Raw genomic sequence first — 15,772 nt, 5'->3', positions numbered from 1 at the left:
TCGATGAGATTGGTCCTGCGCGAAGCTGGGGCAGGGCGACGTCGTGCGCGAAGCACGAAAAAGTAAAAATGCTTACCCGACGTGATCGGATAAGCATTGGGAGGACGGGCGTTCCCGTTCCGGTGGCGGCGCCGCGTCGTTCGCGATCCCGCGGCGCGCGCCGTCCGGCGTGCTTAGCCCAGGAGCTTCAGCACTTGCTGCGGCATCGAGTTCGCTTGTGCGAGGACCGAAATGCCGGCTTGCTGCAGCACCTGTGCCTTCGACAGGTTGGCGGTCTCCTGCGCGAAGTTCGCGTCGGTGATCTGCGCGCTTGCTGCGTTCAGGTTCGTCGATTGCGCGGTGGTCTGCGAGATCGCTGCCTGATAGATGTTGATGTCGGAACCGAGCTGAGCTTGCGCGGTGTTGACGGTGCCGAGCGCGGTGTCGATCGTGGTCATCATCGTTTGCGCGTTGGCGACGCTCGTCACGCTGCCGCCGGCCAGGCCGAGCGTCGTCGTATCGTACTTGCCGCTCAGGTCCAGCGACAGTTGCTGGCCAGCCTTTTCACCGATCTGGAAGGTCAGCGGCGAGCCTGCGCTGTTCGCGCTACCGTCCAGCAGGTTGATGCCGTTGAACGTCGTTTGGCTCGCGATACGGCCGATTTCGGTGATACGCGCTTGCACTTCGGTGTCGAGGTTGCCTGCAGCGGCTGCGCCGATCGACGAATCGGATGCCTGAACAGCGAGCTGGCGGATACGCTGCAAGTCGGCGGTGATTGCCGAGAGGCCGCTCGATGCGGTCTGAGCCATCGACACGGCGTTGTTCGCGTTCGACACGCCCTGCGTGTATGCGTTGATCGACGCTTGCATCGTCGTCGAGATCGCGAGGCCTGCTGCATCATCTGCCGCGGAGTTGATGCGCTTGCCCGACGACAGGCGGTTGATCGCTTGCGACAGCGCGTTCTGCGTCGACGAAAGGTTCGTTTGAGCGGTCTGTGAATAAATGTTGGTATTGATGTTCAGCATTTGCGTCCTCGTTTTGGAAAATGCCTGAGTACAGACAGGTTCGTTTTCGGCGTTGCGCTTTATCGCGAGTGGCGCTGCCCGCCTTTCCTGGTTGACGGCGGCACCCGGCGAAAACTTTAGAGGGATGTTCGAGGAAATTCGGGACTGAAGGGTGTCGTCGCCGCGAAGTCCGCGCCAGGCATGGCCGGCAGCGATTTCGGCGGGTGCGAGAGACGGCCTTGTCGGGTGACGTATGCGGCCGCGCCATGCAGGGCGACGAACCGGGATCGACAAAAGGGTAGTTTTGTCTGTGATTTCCTGCTATGATGGCGGGCTGAATTGAGATTTTCTGTCACGCCTATGCCGTTAGGCATTCCTGCTGGCAGTCAAACGCGGCGCTGCACGCGGTTGTGAAGCGTACTCGCGGTGCTTTCCGCCTCTCTTTTCCGGCCTCCGAGGCCGTATTTCCGCTCGTTTCGCCTGTTGGGGGACGCTCGGATGGCCGGTGCGTGGCGCTTGGCCGCTACGTTTTTGACCGTTTAAGCAATTTAGGAACGACATGACGACGATTCTTCTGAAAGAAAACGAGCCGTTCGAAGTGGCGATTCGCCGCTTTCGCCGTGCTATCGAAAAAAATGGCCTGATCGCTGAACTGCGCGAACGCCAGTCCTACGAAAAGCCGACCGCAGTCCGCAAGCGCAAGAAGGCAGCAGCCGTCAAGCGTCTGCACAAGCGCCTGCGCAGCCAGATGCTGCCGAAGAAGCTCCACTAAGAGCGTCTGACGGTTTGCCGCGAAACGGCGGAGCGTGCTTCGAAAGAAGCCGCTCCGCCGTTTTGCTTTTCGGGGCCGGAAAAAGGTTGCGGATCGGAGCGAAAAGGCGGCCGATCGGTCGTCAAACGGCGACGGCACGGCGGTTCCGCCGCCAGCCAACGGGTTCGGCCGCCGCTGCCCTCATTCGGAAATCGCGCTTCGCGCGCGAGCTCGCCGTGCGCGGATCGCCCGCGGCATGCCGATGCGCCAACCCGGCCAGCCGGACAGGTCTTGCCGCCGTCAACCGGCCTTGCGCCGCCGGGCCGGCTGCTTGCCGCCGAGCGCCGCGCAGGCCGCGTGGCACGGGCAGCCGGTCTCGTGATCGTTGACCATCCCGGTTGCCTGCATCAGCGCGTAGCAGATCGTCGAACCGACGAACTTGCAGCCGTACGCCTTCAGCGCCTTGCTGAGCGCATCGGATTGGGCAGTCGATGCGGGCGCGTCGCGATACGACTGCCATGCGTTCTGGATCGGCGTATGGTCGACGAACGACCACAGGAACTGCGCAAGCGACCCGTGATCTTCGCGAATGCGCTGCACGGCCCGCGCGTTGGTCACCGCGGATTCCACCTTCGCGCGATTGCGCACGATGCCGGGATTCTCGAGCAGCTTTTCGATGCGCTTCGGCGTGAAGCGCGCGACCACATCGACCTCGAAGTCGGCGAACGCCTCCCGATAGCCGGCACGCTTGTTCAGGATCGTCGACCACGACAGCCCCGCCTGCGCGCCTTCCAGGATCAGCATTTCGAACAGGTGGCGATCGTCGTGCGACGGCACGCCCCATTCGGTATCGTGATAGTGAGCGTCCGCTTCAGTCTTCACCCAGTTGCACCGCTGCGACATCGTCAGCCTCATTCCAGTGTCGATTCGATCGCGCCAGCATAGCGGAAGCCCCATTCACGGGATAGCCGGCCGAACGGCAGATGGGCGCGCGGCGCGGTTCCGGTTAAGCTTGGCGCCTGTTTGAATCAGCAGGATCAACGCATGACGGCATTACTTTTTGCGATCGGCATCGACGGCGGCGGCACCGGCACCCGTGCGGTGCTGGCCGACCGGCATGGGCGCGAGCTCGCGCAGGGGCGCGGCGGCCCGTCGGGGCTCGGTCTCGGCATCGAGCGCGCGTGGGCATCGATCGGCGCGGCCTGTGCCGACGCGTTCACGCGGGCGGGGCTCGCGGTCGACTGGTCGCAGTGCGCGCTCGGCTGCGGGCTCGCGGGCGTCAACAATGCCGCATGGCTGGCAGCCTTCCGGGCGCAGGCGCCACTCGACGCGCTCGCGATCGAGAGCGACGCCTATACGACCGTCGTCGGCGCGCACGGCGGCGCGCCGGGGCTGATCGTCGCGCTCGGCACGGGCAGCATCGCGGCGGCGCTCGACGCAGCGGGCGAGTGCCACATCGCGGGCGGCTTCGGCTTTCCGTCCGGCGACGAGGCGAGCGGCGCGTGGCTCGGCGTGCGCGCGCTTGCTTACGCGCAGCAGGCGCTCGACGGCCGCGTGCCGCGCGATGCGTTCGCCGGCGCGCTGCTCGCGGAAACGGGCGCGCACGATCGCGACGCACTCGTTCAGTGGTCGTGCGATGCGAACCAGACGATCTACGCGCGCCTCGCGCCGATCGTGTTTGCGCACCGCGCACATCCTTATGCGGCCGCGCTGATCGCGCAGGCCGGCGACGAGATCGGCAAGATGATCGACGCGCTCGATCCACGCCAGGCGCTGCCGGTCGCGCTGTGCGGCGGGCTGGCCGACGCGCTCGCACCGGCCGTTCCGGCGCGTCATGCTGCCCGGCTGCGCGCGCCGCTCGACGATTCCGCGCACGGTGCGCTGCGGCTCGCGCTGCGGGCGTTGAAGGTGGCTGAAGCGGGCTGAGCCGGTTGGCTGGGCGGGCTGAGTGAGCCGAGCCAGCTGAGCGGAGCTGAAGTAGCGCCGCAGCCGGACTAAAACGGAGCCAAACGGAGCCAAACGGAGCCGAAGTCGACCGAGCCGGCCTCAACCCGGCACGCGCGCCCCTCCCGGCAACCGTCCGACGCGGGGCGGGACACGACGTTAAAATGGCGGTTCCGCAGCGTCCTGCGCGCCATTCACCCGTCCCCATGTACAAAGTCATCGCCACCGATCTCGACGGCACCCTGCTGAACAGCGACCACCAGCTCGATCCGTACACGATCGAGACCGTCCGTCGGCTCGACCGCGACGGCCTGCAGTTCGTGATCGCGACGGGGCGCCACTACGCGGACGTCGCCGGCATTCGCGACGTGCTCGGCATCCGTCCGTACCTGATCACGTCGAATGGTGCACGCGTGCATGCACCGGACGATACGGCGATCCATGCGGAGGACATCGATCCCGCGATCGTCCGCGGCCTCGTGCAGCCGGACGTGACGGGCACGCACGGGCGCGTGATCGTCAACCTGTTCACCGACCGCAACTGGCTGATCGACCGCGACGCGCCGCACCTGCTCGAATTCCACCAGGATTCAGGCTTCCGCTACGACGTGATCGACATGACCGCGCACGACGGCGCGGACATCGCGAAGGTGCTGTACATCGGCGAGCCGGCCGATCTGGCGGTGGTCGCCGAGCAGATGCGCGTGCAGTTCGGCGACGCGCTGTACGTTACGTACTCGCTGCCCGACTGTCTCGAAGTGATGACCGCGAACGTATCGAAGGGCCGGGCGCTGCGCGCGGTGCTCGGGCGGCTCGGCGTCGACACCGGCCACTGCATCGCGTTCGGCGACAACATGAACGACATCGACCTGCTCGAAACCGCCGGCCACGCGTTCATGATGAACAACGCGAACCCCGACCTGGTCGCGCGCCTGCCGCACATCCCGCGGATCGGCAACAACTTCGACGCGGGTGTGGCCCGCCATTTGCGCGCGCTGTTCGCGCTCGAGGACACCCTCGACGACGTCGCCGCTTCCTGAGCGGAAATGAAAAACGGGCGCCAATGGCGCCCGTCGAAATCACTTGCCTCGATGTTGTTGGACAGCGTGAGGCTCGCTGCTCTGCTCGCGTCACCCCGTGGCGTTTTATTCGATAGTGCGAGCGGATGCGGGCAGCAGGCCGACGGCATCGTCGCGCCCTGCGATCAGCGGGTAGATGATCCCTGCGATGGCCGCCCCGATGATCGGCGCGACCCAGAACAGCCAGAGCTGGCCGATCGCGTCGCCGCCGACGAACAGCGCGGGGCCGGTCGAGCGCGCCGGGTTCACCGACGTGTTGGTGACCGGAATCGAGATCAGGTGGATCAGCGTCAGGCACAGTCCGATCGCGATCGGCGCGAAGCCGGCCGGCGCGCGCTTGTCGGTCGCGCCGAGAATCACGAACAGGAAGAAGCCCGTCATCACGACTTCGCAGATGAACGCCGCGCCGAGCGAGTAGTGGCCGGGCGAGCGCTCGCCGAAGCCGTTCGTCGCAAAGCCGCTGCCGACGACGTCGAAGCCCGGCTTGCCGGTCGCGATCAGGTACAGCACGAACGCACCGAGCGTCGCGCCGACGACCTGCGCGACGATGTACGGCGCGAGATCGCGTGCCGGGAAGCGGCCGGCGACCGTCAGGCCCACGCTCACCGCCGGATTCAAATGGCAGCCCGAAATATGGCCGATCGCGAATGCCATCGTCAGCACGGTCAGGCCGAATGCAAGTGCGACGCCGGCAAAGCCGATGCCGAGGCCCGGAAAGGCGGCGGCCAGCACGGCGCTGCCGCACCCGCCGAGCACCAGCCAGAACGTGCCGAATGTCTCTGCAGCCAGACGCTGAGAAAGATTCATGTAAGGACCTCGTTCAAGTGTGTGGGTGACAAGCGGACGACCGGTTGATTTATTCCGTCGTCCGGAATTGGTCTGGATTATAGGAAATGAAACGGGTTCGGGAGGGTCAACGATTGTTAAATTTGAATGGCTGACGAATGGCTTTTATTAGAATAAGTCCGCATTCTCGATATAGCCGAATCGGTTAAAGATGACAGCATTAATTTTGAAGAGCAGGGCGGCAGGGCGGATGACGTAACGGGTGTTGGTGTTCCGGCCGGACTCGCCGGAACCGCATCATGGATAAAGGGAGCCGAAAAATGTCTCAATACGCGAAACTCAAGGCGCAGATCGCCGATCTGCAGGCCCAGGCGGATGATGTGCGTCGCCAGGAAGTGGCGGCGGTGATCGCCGAGGTCCAACGGATGATTGCCGAGTATGGCTTGACGGCTCAGGACCTGGGCTTCGCGGACCGGGCGCGGCGCGGCCGTCCGCCCAAGAAGGCGCCGCTGCCCCCGAAATACCGCGATCCGAAGTCGGGTGCGACCTGGAGCGGTCGCGGCAAGCCGCCGAATTGGATCGTCGGGAAAAACCGCGATCGTTTCCTGATCGAATGACCGGACAAAAAGAAAGAGCCGCATCGACGATGCGGCTCTTTGGTTTTTGGCGCGGATTTCGGCGCGAATTTTACCGAATATTTCCCGGCGGATTTCGGTGTCAGGCGCCTGCGACCCGGCGCAAGGCCGGTTGCTTGGCCGTCATGCAAAGCGATTCGTAAGTTTCGACATAACGCCGCGCCATCGCCTTCGAACTGAAACGCGTATCGAAACGCGCGCGGATGGCGTCGCGCGACAGGCTGTCGATCCGGTGTAGCGCGCCGACCGCGCCCTGCACGTCCTCGACGATGAAGCCGGTTACGCCGTCCTCGATCACTTCCGGCACCGAGCCGCGGTTGAACGCGATGACCGGCGTGCCGCATGCCATCGCCTCGATCATCACCAGCCCGAACGGCTCCGGCCAGTCGATCGGGAACAGCAGCGCCTTCGCGCCGGACAGGAACGCGGGCTTCTGCGCCTCGTTGATCTCGCCGATGAATTCGACGTGCGCTTCGCCGAGCAGCGGCTCGATCACTTCCTTGAAGTAGTCGGCGTCGGCCTTGTCGACCTTCGCGGCGATCTTCAGCGGCAGCCCGCTTTGCGCGGCGATCCGGATCGCGGTGTCGACACGCTTTTCGGGGCAGATCCGGCCCAGGAACGCCAGGTATTCGGGCTTCACGTCCGGTTGCGGCGTGAGCAGCGTGTCGGGCAGCCCGTGATACACGGTGCCGGCCCAGGCAGCCTGCGGCAGCGGCTTGCGCTGGTTGTTCGAGATCGACACCACCGGTGCGTCCGGGAACGCGTCGAACACGGGCTGCAGTTCCGGCAGGTCGAGGCGGCCGTGCAGCGTCGTCACGTACGGCGTATCGAGACGCGACATCAGCGGGAACGGCAAGTAGTCGAGGTGGAAGTGCAGCACGTCGAATTCGTGCGCGACGCGGGCGACCTGCTCGAGCAGCCGCATATGGGGCGCCATCGAGTCACGAATCGACGGGTCGAGCCGCAGTGCGCGCGGCCATGCCGCCTCGAGGCGGGCGGACGTGACGGAGTCGCCGCTGGCGAACAACGTCACGTCGTGGCCGAGCTCGACGAGCGCCTCGGTGAGGTAGGACACGACACGCTCGGTGCCGCCATACAGTTTCGGCGGGACAGCTTCGTAAAGCGGCGCGATCTGGGCAATACGCATGGGCGTTCTCCAGTGACGACCAGCGTGCATGCCCGAGGGCGTGTGCTGGTCCTGCAAGGTTGCGGAACTCGCCGACACACGCGTCGTACGGTGCGGGGCCGGGTCCGTGGCGGGGTGCGCGGGACGCCGGGCGGCAAGCTGCGGGGCGGGCCGGCACGGCTCCCGCCGTCGCCCAGTGGAGTCCATTATCGATATCGCCTTCGAGGGTTCGAGTGTTTTTTCAAACACTTAAGGCTTGTTACACGCTGAAATACGCGAAAACCCCGATAAAAAGGGTCCGGAATCATAAAGCGAGATGGCCACAACTATTGTTGCGCTATTGTGAAAAACCACTATAATTTTTACCGATTCACTTGCCGGCGGCCTTGCCAGGCAGCCTTCCGCCGGATTCGCCCGATGCGACACCGCATCACTGATGAATCCGCGCCTCACTCGCTTCCTTTCAATTCGCCTTGTCGGAAAAATTCCTACACGGTTTACAGACAAATCCTGCAAGGCATACGCCACTTCGCTGATACCGGCATAAATGCCGTTTGGCCAGAATTCGCCCTGTAAGAATATAAACGTGCCGAAGGACGCCAAGAGCGCCCTGTTCGAGCAAACGTTTTCATAAGATGCAAGGCCAAAGCAAAGCTCTTTAACGGGGGAATCATGAGCGCCACCAGCGAAATGCTCAGTGAGATCAAAGAGGTCAACCTGTCGTACCTCCTCCTCGCGCAGCGCCTGCTGCGGGAGGACAAAGCGATGGGCATGTTCCGCATGGGCGTTTCCCAGGAACTTGCCGACGTGCTCGCGAACCTCACGCTCGCCCAGACCGTGAAGCTTGCCGCGTCGAACCAGATGCTGTGCCGATTTCGCTTCGACGATCACGCGCTGCTGTCCTCGCTCGCCGACAAAGGGCGCAGCGACGTCGTCACGCACGCGCACTCGGCCATCCTGATGGCCGGCCAGCCGGTCGAAAGCGTCCGCTGATCCTTCCCCGCCTTGCGTTCGTCCCGGCGCGCCGCGCCGGCGGGCAGCGTATTGGCCACTCATCCGAACAACGTCAAGCGGACGGTTATTCACCATGGCAAGCAAAAGCGTCGTGATCGAGGTGAAGGAAATCACCCTCGCGATCGAACTGATCGAACTGGGCGCCCGCCTGCAGCTGCTGGAGGCGGAGACGAGCCTGTCGCGCGACCGCCTGATCAAGCTGTACAAGGAACTGAAGGGCGTGTCGCCGCCGAAGGGGATGCTGCCGTTCTCGACCGACTGGTTCATGACGTGGCAGCCGAACATCCACTCGTCGCTGTTCTACAACATCTACCGGTTCATGCAGGACCACGGCCGCTGCGATCCGATCCAGTCGATCGTGAAGGCGTACCGGCTCTATCTGGAGCACGTGAACCTGTCCGGCGACGAGGCCGCGCTGAGTCTCACCCGCGCATGGACGCTGGTGCGCTTCTTCGACTCGGGGATGCTGCAGATGACCCCGTGCACGCGCTGCGGCGGTCACTTCGTCGCGCATGCGCATGATCCGCATCAAGGTTTCGTGTGCGGTCTGTGCCAGCCGCCGTCGCGCGCCGGCAAGACCCGCAAGGCCGCCGCGGCGCGCGCCGAACTGTCCGCCGCCGCGGCCTGAGCGCCGCCGGGCGTGGCCCGGGTAGGGCCGAACGGTCGCCGCGGGCCGCGCGAACCGGCCGGGGATTGCTGGTAAACACCGCCGTGCCGTCGCGGCGCGACCGCGAAAGTTTTCCTGCCGACTGCCGTAAACCTGATTAACGGCGGTCTCCCCGCCGGTCTTTCGTGAGGGACAGGCAGTGCTGATTATCGTGGGAACACTCGTGACGCTGTTGTCCGTCTTCGGCGGCTACGCGCTGGCAGGCGGGCATCTGGGCGCATTGGTCCAGCCGCTCGAGATCCTGATGATCGCCGGCGCGGGTGTCGGCGCGTTCATCCTCGGCAACGGCATGAAGACCATCAAGGCGACGCTGCGCGTGCTGCCGACGCTCTTCAAGGGCTCGAAGTACACCAAGGACGTCTATATGGAGCTGATGGCGCTCCTGTACGTGCTGCTCGCGAAGGCGCGCAAGGAAGGCACGCTGACGCTCGAGGCCGACATCGACGATCCGGACAAGAGCCCGATCTTTACCCAGTACCCGAAGATCCTCGCGGATCGCCACATCGTCGAATTCCTGACCGACTACCTGCGCCTGATGGTGGGCGGCAACATGAACGCGTTCGAGATCGAGAGCCTGATGGACGAGGAGATCGAGACGCACCACGCGGAAGGCGAAGGCCCCGCGCATGCGCTGATGCGCGTCGGCGACGCGATGCCGGCGTTCGGGATCGTCGCGGCGGTGATGGGCGTCGTGCACACGATGGCGTCGGCCGACAAGCCGCCCGCGGTGCTCGGCGCGATGATCGCGGAGGCGCTGGTCGGCACGTTCCTCGGGATTCTGCTGTCGTACGGGCTGATCGGGCCGCTCGCGAGCCTCGCCGAGCAGCGCGTCGCCGAGTCGACCAAGATGTTCCAGTGCATCAAGGTGACGATCCTCGCGAGCCTGAACGGCTATGCGCCGGCGATCGCGGTCGAGTTCGGCCGCAAGGTGCTGTTCTCGACCGAGCGTCCGTCGTTCACCGAGCTCGAAGAGCATGTGCGCCGCGTGAAGGCGAAGTGACGCGGAGCGTTCGATGAGCAAGAACAAGGACCGCGCGATCGTCGTGAAACGGGTGGCCCCGCAGAAGAAGGGCCACCATGGCGGCGCATGGAAGCTCGCGTACGCGGACTTCATGACCGCGATGATGGCGTTCTTCCTGCTGATGTGGCTGCTGAGCTCGGTCACGCCGGTGCAACTGAAGGGGATCGCCGAGTACTTCAACACGCCGCTGAAGGCCGCGCTGTTCGGCAACGGCGATCGCAGCTCGCAGGACTCGAGCATCATCAACGGCGGAGGCCGCGACCTGTCGAGCGCCGACGCGGGCACGCTGCGCCGCACCGACGGCACGACGCCGCTCGCCGAGCGCGTCGCGAAGCCGGTCGACGAGAAGTCGCACTCGCAGGCGCAAGGCGCGCTCGAGCGGCAAGAGCAGGCGCGCCTGCACGACCTGCAGATCAAGCTGATGGCCGCGATCGAGGCGAACCCGACGCTGCGCCAGTTCAAGCAGCAGATCCGCATCGATTCGACGCTGATGGGGCTGCGCATCGAGATCGTCGATACGCAGAAGCGGCCGATGTTCGCGATGTCGAGCGACCACGTCGAGCCGTACATGCGCGACATCCTGCGCGAGATCGGCAAGACGCTGAACGACGTGCCGAACCGGATCATCGTGCAGGGCCACACCGACGCGGTGCCTTACGCGGGCGGCGAAGGCGGCTACAGCAACTGGGAGCTGTCGGCCGACCGCGCGAATGCGTCGCGCCGCGAGCTGATCGCGGGCGGCATGGACGAGGAGAAGGTGCTGCGCGTGCTCGGCCTCGCGTCGACGCAGAACCTGAACAAGGCCGATCCGCTCGACCCGGAAAACCGCCGGATCAGCGTGATCGTGCTGAACCGCAAATCCGAAGACGCGCTGATGCGCGACGACGCGACGACCACGACGCTGTCGGCCGACGCGGCGGGCTCGAAGCTGCTGGCCCAGCAGCTCGGCGGCCCGTCGCCGGCCGCGCAACCGGCGCTCGCGAGCGCCGTCGCCGTGGCACCGAAACCCTGACGTTTCCCAGATTCCGAGACAGACATGATCCGAACCATTCTCGCCATCGACGACTCCGCGACCATGCGTGCGCTGCTGCAGGCGACGCTTGCGCAGGCCGGCTACGACGTGACGGTGGCGCCGGACGGCGAAGCCGGCTTCGACATGGCGGCCACCGTGCCGTACGACCTGGTGCTGACCGACCAGAACATGCCGCGCAAGAACGGGCTCGAGGTGATCGCCGCGCTGCGCAAGCTGAGCGCGTACGCCGACACGCCGATCCTCGTGCTGACGACCGAAGGCAGCGACGCCTTCAAGGACGCCGCGCGCGACGCAGGCGCGACCGGCTGGATCGAAAAGCCGATCGACCCGACCGTGCTGGTCGACCTGGTCGCGACGCTGTCCGAGCCGGCAGCTTCCTGACATGAACGCGACGAATCCAACCGGTGACCGGGCATGACTCTCGACATCACGCAGTTCTACCAGACCTTTTTCGATGAAGCGGACGAGCTGCTCGCGCAGATGGAGCAGTTGCTGCTGAACCTCGACGTCGGCTCGCCCGACCCCGAGGACCTGGCGGCGATCTTCCGCGCTGCGCATTCGATCAAGGGCGGCGCGGCGACGTTCGGTTTTTCCGCGCTGACCGAGACGACTCACATCCTCGAATCGCTGCTCGACCGTGCGCGCAATCACGAGCTGACGCTGACCAAGGAAATGGTCGACGCATTCCTCGAGACCAAGGACGTGCTGTCCGACCAGTTGGTCGACTACCGTGCGAGCGCCGAGCCCGACGCGGCGGCCGCCGCGACGATCTGTGCGAAGCTCGAACGCCTGAAGGCCGAGAGCGGCGCGGGTGCGCCCGCGGTCGTCGATGCTGCGCCTGCCGCACCCGTTGTCGCTGAACCGGCGCCGGCACCCGTCGCCGGCGGCGATCGCGCGCCCGACCACGTGGTCGAGCAGGCCGTCGCGGCCGCCCATCCGGCGGCCGACGGCGGCGCGGACGGCCCGCACCTGAAGATCACGCTCGTCGGCGTCGACGCGAAGGACCAGGCGCTGCTCGCCGAGGAACTCGGCAATCTGGGCCGGGTCGTCGGCCGCGAGGAAGCGGGCGCCGACCTGACGCTGTGGCTCGAATCGGACGTGCCGTCCGACGACATCGTCGCCGTGTGCTGCTTCGTGATCGACGACAGCCAGATCCGCATTGCGCGCGGCACCGCGCCGGCGGCGCCTGCCGCCGCGCCGGCCGCCGCCGAGCCGGTCGCGGCGCCCGAACCGGCCGCGCGGGTCGAGGTATTCGCCGAGGCAGCCGGTGCCGCACCGGCTGCCGCCGTACCGCAAGCGCACGCGCAGCCGACCGCCGCCGCGCAACCGGCGCCGCAACCGCACGCCGAACCCGCCGGGCAGCCAGCCCAGGCTGCCGCGCACCACGACGACAAGCGTCCGCGGCCGGCCGCCGGCGCCGCATCGGGCGCCGAAGGCAGCTCGATCCGCGTCGGCGTCGAGAAGGTCGACCAGCTGATCAACCTGGTCGGCGAACTCGTGATCACGCAGGCGATGCTCGCGGAAACGGCGAGCGCGTTCGATCCGGCGCTGCACGATCGCCTGTTCAACGGGATGGCGCAGCTCGAGCGCAACGCGCGCGACCTGCAGGAAGCGGTGATGTCGATCCGCATGATGCCGATGGACTACGTGTTCAGCCGCTTCCCGCGGCTCGTGCGCGATCTCGCCGGCAAGCTCGGCAAGCAGGTCGAGCTGGTCACGTTCGGCCAGGCGACCGAGCTCGACAAGAGCCTGATCGAGCGGATCATCGATCCGCTCACGCACCTCGTGCGCAACAGCCTCGACCACGGAATCGAGACGGTCGACAAGCGCGTCGCCGCCGGCAAGGACGGGGTCGGCCAGCTCGTGCTGTCGGCCGCGCATCACGGCGGCAACATCGTGATCGAGGTCAGCGACGACGGCGCGGGCCTGAACCGCGAGCGGATCCTCGCGAAGGCCGCGAAGCAGGGCATGCAGGTGTCCGACAACATCAGCGACGAAGAAGTGTGGAACCTGATCTTCGCGCCGGGCTTCTCGACCGCCGAGACCGTGACCGACGTGTCGGGGCGCGGCGTCGGGATGGACGTCGTGAAGCGCAACATCCAGTCGATGGGCGGCCATGTCGAGATCACGTCGCAGGCCGGCCGCGGCACGACCACGCGGATCGTGCTGCCGCTCACGCTCGCGATCCTCGACGGGATGTCGGTGAAGGTCGGCAGCGAGATCTTCATCCTGCCGCTGAACTTCGTGATGGAGTCGCTGCAGCCGTCGATCGACGACATCTACACGGTCGGCAACGGCGAGCGCGTGGTGCGCGTGCGCGGCGAATACCTGCCGCTCGTCGCGCTGCATGAGGTGTTCTCGGTCGAGGACGCGCGCACCGACCCGACCCAGGGGATCGTCACGATCATGGAAACCGAGGGGCGCCGCTTCGCGATGCTGATCGACGAGCTGGTCGGCCAGCAGCAGGTGGTCGTGAAGAACCTCGAAACCAATTACCGCAAGGTACACGGCATCTCGGCGGCGACCATCCTCGGCGACGGCAGCGTCGCGTTGATCGTCGACGTCGCGGCGCTGAACCGCGAAACCCGTGCGACGCACGGCGCCCGAGCCGGCGCCGAGCTCGCGATCTTCTGACTTTCGCCATTCAACCGATTGGGGGCAAACGTGTCTGCTGAAGTCCAAATGATCAATCCGGCCGCGGCGAACGCGGCAACCAGCCGCCGCGACGCGGAGCAGGGCGATGCGACGGGCCAGGAATTCCTCGTCTTCACGCTCGGCGACGAGGAATACGGGATCGACATCCTGAAGGTGCAGGAAATCCGCGGCTACGACAGCGTCACGCGCATCGCGAACGCCCCGGACTTCATCAAGGGCGTGATCAACCTGCGCGGGATCATCGTGCCGATCGTCGACATGCGGATCAAGTTCCATCTCGGCCGCGTCGAGTACGACCACCAGACCGTCGTGATCATCCTGAACGTGTCGAACCGCGTGGTCGGGATGGTGGTCGACGGCGTATCGGACGTGCTGACGCTGCAGACCGACCAGATCATGCCGGCGCCGGAATTCGGCGCGACACTGACGACCGAGTACCTGACGGGCCTCGGCACGGTCGACGGCCGGATGCTGATCCTGATGGACATCGAGAAGCTGATGTCGAGCCGGGAAATGGCGCTGATCGAGACGCTCGGCGCGTAAGCGCGCCGCGCGCGCAGGAACTTCGGGAGAATTCGCAATGTTGCATAACTGGTCGATCCGCACGACGCTGACGGCGGTCGGACTCATCCTCGTGTGCCTGGCCGCCGCGGTCGGCGGGCTCGGCCTCTACGCGCTCAATCACGCGAGCCGCTCGCTCGACGAGATCGCGCACGTCGACCTGCCGGCGATTCACACGCTCGACGACACGTCGTCGTACCTGCTGCGCGCGCGCGTGTCGCTCGACCGCTTCCGCTCGCTGACCGAGGCCGGCAACGCGGCCGAGGCCACCAAGGTGCTCGACCGCGCGCAGGAGCTGTACGCGAAGTCGAACCAGAACTGGCAGGCGTTCCAGGCGACGCCGAAGCTCGGCGTCGAGCCGGCGCTCGTCGACGAACTCACCGCGCGCTACACGGCGATCGTGAAGGAAGGCGTCGAGCCGGAATTCGCGGCCGCGCGCGCGGGCGACATGGCCGCGTACCACGCGGTCGCCGACACGAAGATCAGCCCGATGTTCGTCGCGTACGACCAGGCCGCCTCGGTCGTGGTCGCATCGCTGCAGAAGCGCGCGGAAGAACGCCAGGCCGCGACGCAGTCGCAGATCTCGATGATGATCGGCCTGATTGCGGCCGGCATCGCGATCGCGTTCGTCATGGTGATCGCGATCCGCTTCGTGTTGCGCGGGCTGATCGTGAAGCCGCTCGAGGATGCGATCGCGCACTTCGAGCGCATCGCCGGCGGCGATCTCACGCAGCCAGTCAACGTGTTCAGCACCAACGAGATCGGCCGCCTGTTCGGCGGCGTCAAGCGGATGCAGGACGCCGTGACGACGATGGTGCAGGCCGTGCATCGCGGCACCGAGTCGATCGACGTCGGCGCGCGCGAGATCTCGACCGGTAACACCGACCTGTCGCAGCGCACCGAGGAGCAGGCAGCGTCGCTGCAGGAAACCGCATCGAGCATGGAGCAGCTGACCGGCACCGTGCGCCAGAACGCGGAGAACGCACGCCAGGCGAGCCAGCTCGCGGTGAATGCGTCCGACATCGCGACGCAGGGCGGCGACGTGGTCGGCCAGGTCGTGTCGACGATGCAGGACATCGCGGCGAGCTCGGGCAAGGTTGTCGACATCATCGGCACGATCGAAGGCATCGCGTTCCAGACCAACATCCTCGCGCTGAACGCGGCAGTCGAAGCCGCGCGGGCCGGCGAGCAGGGCCGCGGCTTCGCGGTGGTCGCGGGCGAAGTGCGCTCGCTCGCGCAGCGCAGCGCGAGCGCGGCGAAGGAAATCAAGCAGCTGATCGGCGATTCGGCCGAGAAGGTCGAAAGCGGGTCGGCGCTCGTCGCGCGCGCCGGCTCGACGATGGACGAGATCGTGCAGGCCGTGCGCCGCGTGACCGACATCATGGGCGAGATCAGCGCTGCGTCGGACGAGCAGTCGACCGGCATCGAGCAGGTCAATCGCGCGGTCGGCCAGATGGATTCGGTCACCCAGCAGAACGCGGCGCTCGTCGAGCAGGCCGCGGCGGCGGCCGCGTCGC

At 66.0% G+C, this 15,772-nt stretch carries 16 protein-coding genes; 12 read left to right on the top strand and 4 right to left on the bottom strand.

Annotated features, from left to right (window positions below; all coding sequences use genetic code 11):
- Window positions 1-173: 173 nt before the first annotated feature.
- On the bottom strand, window positions 174-1,004 hold the full coding sequence (locus PI86_RS06800; RefSeq protein WP_039320157.1) for a flagellin N-terminal helical domain-containing protein: 831 nt from the start codon (window positions 1,002-1,004) through the stop codon (window positions 174-176).
- A gap of 538 nt (window positions 1,005-1,542) precedes the next feature.
- On the opposite strand from PI86_RS06800, the gene rpsU reads away from it, so the two are divergent.
- Complete coding sequence (rpsU, locus tag PI86_RS06795) at window positions 1,543-1,755, top strand: 30S ribosomal protein S21 (protein WP_006401410.1); 213 nt, start codon at window positions 1,543-1,545, stop codon at window positions 1,753-1,755.
- 279 nt (window positions 1,756-2,034) lie between these two features.
- Here the strand turns inward: rpsU and PI86_RS06790 are convergent, their stop codons facing one another.
- Window positions 2,035-2,637, bottom strand: a complete 603-nt coding sequence (locus tag PI86_RS06790; RefSeq protein ID WP_039320228.1) for a DNA-3-methyladenine glycosylase I — start codon at window positions 2,635-2,637, stop codon at window positions 2,035-2,037.
- Window positions 2,638-2,778: 141 nt separating this feature from the next.
- On the opposite strand from PI86_RS06790, the gene PI86_RS06785 reads away from it, so the two are divergent.
- Both PI86_RS06785 and PI86_RS06780 read left to right on the top strand, forming a co-directional pair.
- A complete protein-coding gene (locus PI86_RS06785) occupies window positions 2,779-3,660 on the top strand; it encodes a BadF/BadG/BcrA/BcrD ATPase family protein (RefSeq protein WP_039320153.1) in 882 nt (293 codons plus the stop codon).
- Window positions 3,661-3,884: 224 nt separating this feature from the next.
- The gene (locus PI86_RS06780) at window positions 3,885-4,718 is read left to right on the top strand and encodes a Cof-type HAD-IIB family hydrolase (RefSeq protein WP_039320150.1); all 834 of its coding nucleotides are present in this window, start codon (window positions 3,885-3,887) and stop codon (window positions 4,716-4,718) included.
- A gap of 105 nt (window positions 4,719-4,823) precedes the next feature.
- On the opposite strand, the gene aqpZ is transcribed toward PI86_RS06780, so the two are convergent.
- On the bottom strand, window positions 4,824-5,564 hold the full coding sequence (aqpZ, locus tag PI86_RS06775; protein ID WP_014895551.1) for an aquaporin Z: 741 nt from the start codon (window positions 5,562-5,564) through the stop codon (window positions 4,824-4,826).
- Window positions 5,565-5,863: 299 nt separating this feature from the next.
- Between aqpZ and PI86_RS06770 the strand changes: the two genes are divergently transcribed.
- The gene (locus PI86_RS06770) at window positions 5,864-6,160 is read left to right on the top strand and encodes an H-NS histone family protein (RefSeq protein ID WP_014895552.1); all 297 of its coding nucleotides are present in this window, start codon (window positions 5,864-5,866) and stop codon (window positions 6,158-6,160) included.
- 100 nt (window positions 6,161-6,260) lie between these two features.
- Here PI86_RS06770 and PI86_RS06765 read toward each other — a convergent pair whose 3' ends face one another.
- Window positions 6,261-7,325 (bottom strand): glycosyltransferase family 4 protein, encoded by a 1,065-nt coding sequence (locus tag PI86_RS06765; RefSeq protein ID WP_039320147.1) that lies wholly within the window; start codon window positions 7,323-7,325, stop codon window positions 6,261-6,263.
- Between the two features lie 651 nt (window positions 7,326-7,976).
- Between PI86_RS06765 and flhD the strand changes: the two genes are divergently transcribed.
- From flhD to PI86_RS06725, 8 genes are all read left to right on the top strand, one after another.
- A complete protein-coding gene (gene flhD, locus PI86_RS06760) occupies window positions 7,977-8,297 on the top strand; it encodes a flagellar transcriptional regulator FlhD (protein ID WP_014895554.1) in 321 nt (106 codons plus the stop codon).
- A 94-nt stretch (window positions 8,298-8,391) separates the two neighbouring features.
- Complete coding sequence (flhC, locus tag PI86_RS06755) at window positions 8,392-8,946, top strand: flagellar transcriptional regulator FlhC (protein ID WP_014895555.1); 555 nt, start codon at window positions 8,392-8,394, stop codon at window positions 8,944-8,946.
- Between the two features lie 178 nt (window positions 8,947-9,124).
- Window positions 9,125-9,985 (top strand): flagellar motor stator protein MotA, encoded by an 861-nt coding sequence (gene motA / locus PI86_RS06750; protein WP_014895556.1) that lies wholly within the window; start codon window positions 9,125-9,127, stop codon window positions 9,983-9,985.
- Window positions 9,986-9,998: 13 nt separating this feature from the next.
- Window positions 9,999-11,018: a flagellar motor protein MotB gene (motB, locus tag PI86_RS06745; protein ID WP_039320144.1), complete on the top strand. Its 1,020-nt coding sequence runs from the start codon at window positions 9,999-10,001 to the stop codon at window positions 11,016-11,018.
- A 24-nt stretch (window positions 11,019-11,042) separates the two neighbouring features.
- On the top strand, window positions 11,043-11,420 hold the full coding sequence (locus PI86_RS06740; RefSeq protein WP_014895558.1) for a response regulator: 378 nt from the start codon (window positions 11,043-11,045) through the stop codon (window positions 11,418-11,420).
- A 33-nt stretch (window positions 11,421-11,453) separates the two neighbouring features.
- Window positions 11,454-13,673, top strand: coding sequence for a chemotaxis protein CheA (gene cheA / locus PI86_RS06735; RefSeq protein ID WP_039320142.1), 2,220 nt, complete (start codon window positions 11,454-11,456; stop codon window positions 13,671-13,673).
- Window positions 13,674-13,721: 48 nt separating this feature from the next.
- On the top strand, window positions 13,722-14,237 hold the full coding sequence (gene cheW, locus PI86_RS06730) for a chemotaxis protein CheW (RefSeq protein ID WP_039320139.1): 516 nt from the start codon (window positions 13,722-13,724) through the stop codon (window positions 14,235-14,237).
- A gap of 37 nt (window positions 14,238-14,274) precedes the next feature.
- Window positions 14,275-15,772 (top strand): methyl-accepting chemotaxis protein (locus PI86_RS06725; protein WP_039320137.1); only part of this gene is annotated, 1,498 nt, incomplete at its 3' end.

The sequence above is a fragment of the Burkholderia sp. A9 genome (assembly GCF_000801975.1).
The sequence above is the reverse complement of the archived record's forward strand: the minus strand, read 5'-3'. Positions and strand labels throughout refer to the sequence as shown.

Coding starts and splice junctions, on each gene's coding strand:
- rpsU (WP_006401410.1), top strand. CDS start 1,543: ATGACGACGATTCTTCTGAAAGAAAACGAGCCGTTCGAAGTGGCGATT.
- flhC (WP_014895555.1), top strand. CDS start 8,392: ATGGCAAGCAAAAGCGTCGTGATCGAGGTGAAGGAAATCACCCTCGCG.
- PI86_RS06785 (WP_039320153.1), top strand. CDS start 2,779: ATGACGGCATTACTTTTTGCGATCGGCATCGACGGCGGCGGCACCGGC.
- motB (WP_039320144.1), top strand. CDS start 9,999: ATGAGCAAGAACAAGGACCGCGCGATCGTCGTGAAACGGGTGGCCCCG.
- PI86_RS06800 (WP_039320157.1), bottom strand. CDS start 1,004: ATGCTGAACATCAATACCAACATTTATTCACAGACCGCTCAAACGAAC.
- PI86_RS06765 (WP_039320147.1), bottom strand. CDS start 7,325: ATGCGTATTGCCCAGATCGCGCCGCTTTACGAAGCTGTCCCGCCGAAA.
- cheA (WP_039320142.1), top strand. CDS start 11,454: ATGACTCTCGACATCACGCAGTTCTACCAGACCTTTTTCGATGAAGCG.
- cheW (WP_039320139.1), top strand. CDS start 13,722: ATGATCAATCCGGCCGCGGCGAACGCGGCAACCAGCCGCCGCGACGCG.
- PI86_RS06770 (WP_014895552.1), top strand. CDS start 5,864: ATGTCTCAATACGCGAAACTCAAGGCGCAGATCGCCGATCTGCAGGCC.
- PI86_RS06740 (WP_014895558.1), top strand. CDS start 11,043: ATGATCCGAACCATTCTCGCCATCGACGACTCCGCGACCATGCGTGCG.
- flhD (WP_014895554.1), top strand. CDS start 7,977: ATGAGCGCCACCAGCGAAATGCTCAGTGAGATCAAAGAGGTCAACCTG.
- PI86_RS06780 (WP_039320150.1), top strand. CDS start 3,885: ATGTACAAAGTCATCGCCACCGATCTCGACGGCACCCTGCTGAACAGC.
- PI86_RS06790 (WP_039320228.1), bottom strand. CDS start 2,637: ATGTCGCAGCGGTGCAACTGGGTGAAGACTGAAGCGGACGCTCACTAT.
- aqpZ (WP_014895551.1), bottom strand. CDS start 5,564: ATGAATCTTTCTCAGCGTCTGGCTGCAGAGACATTCGGCACGTTCTGG.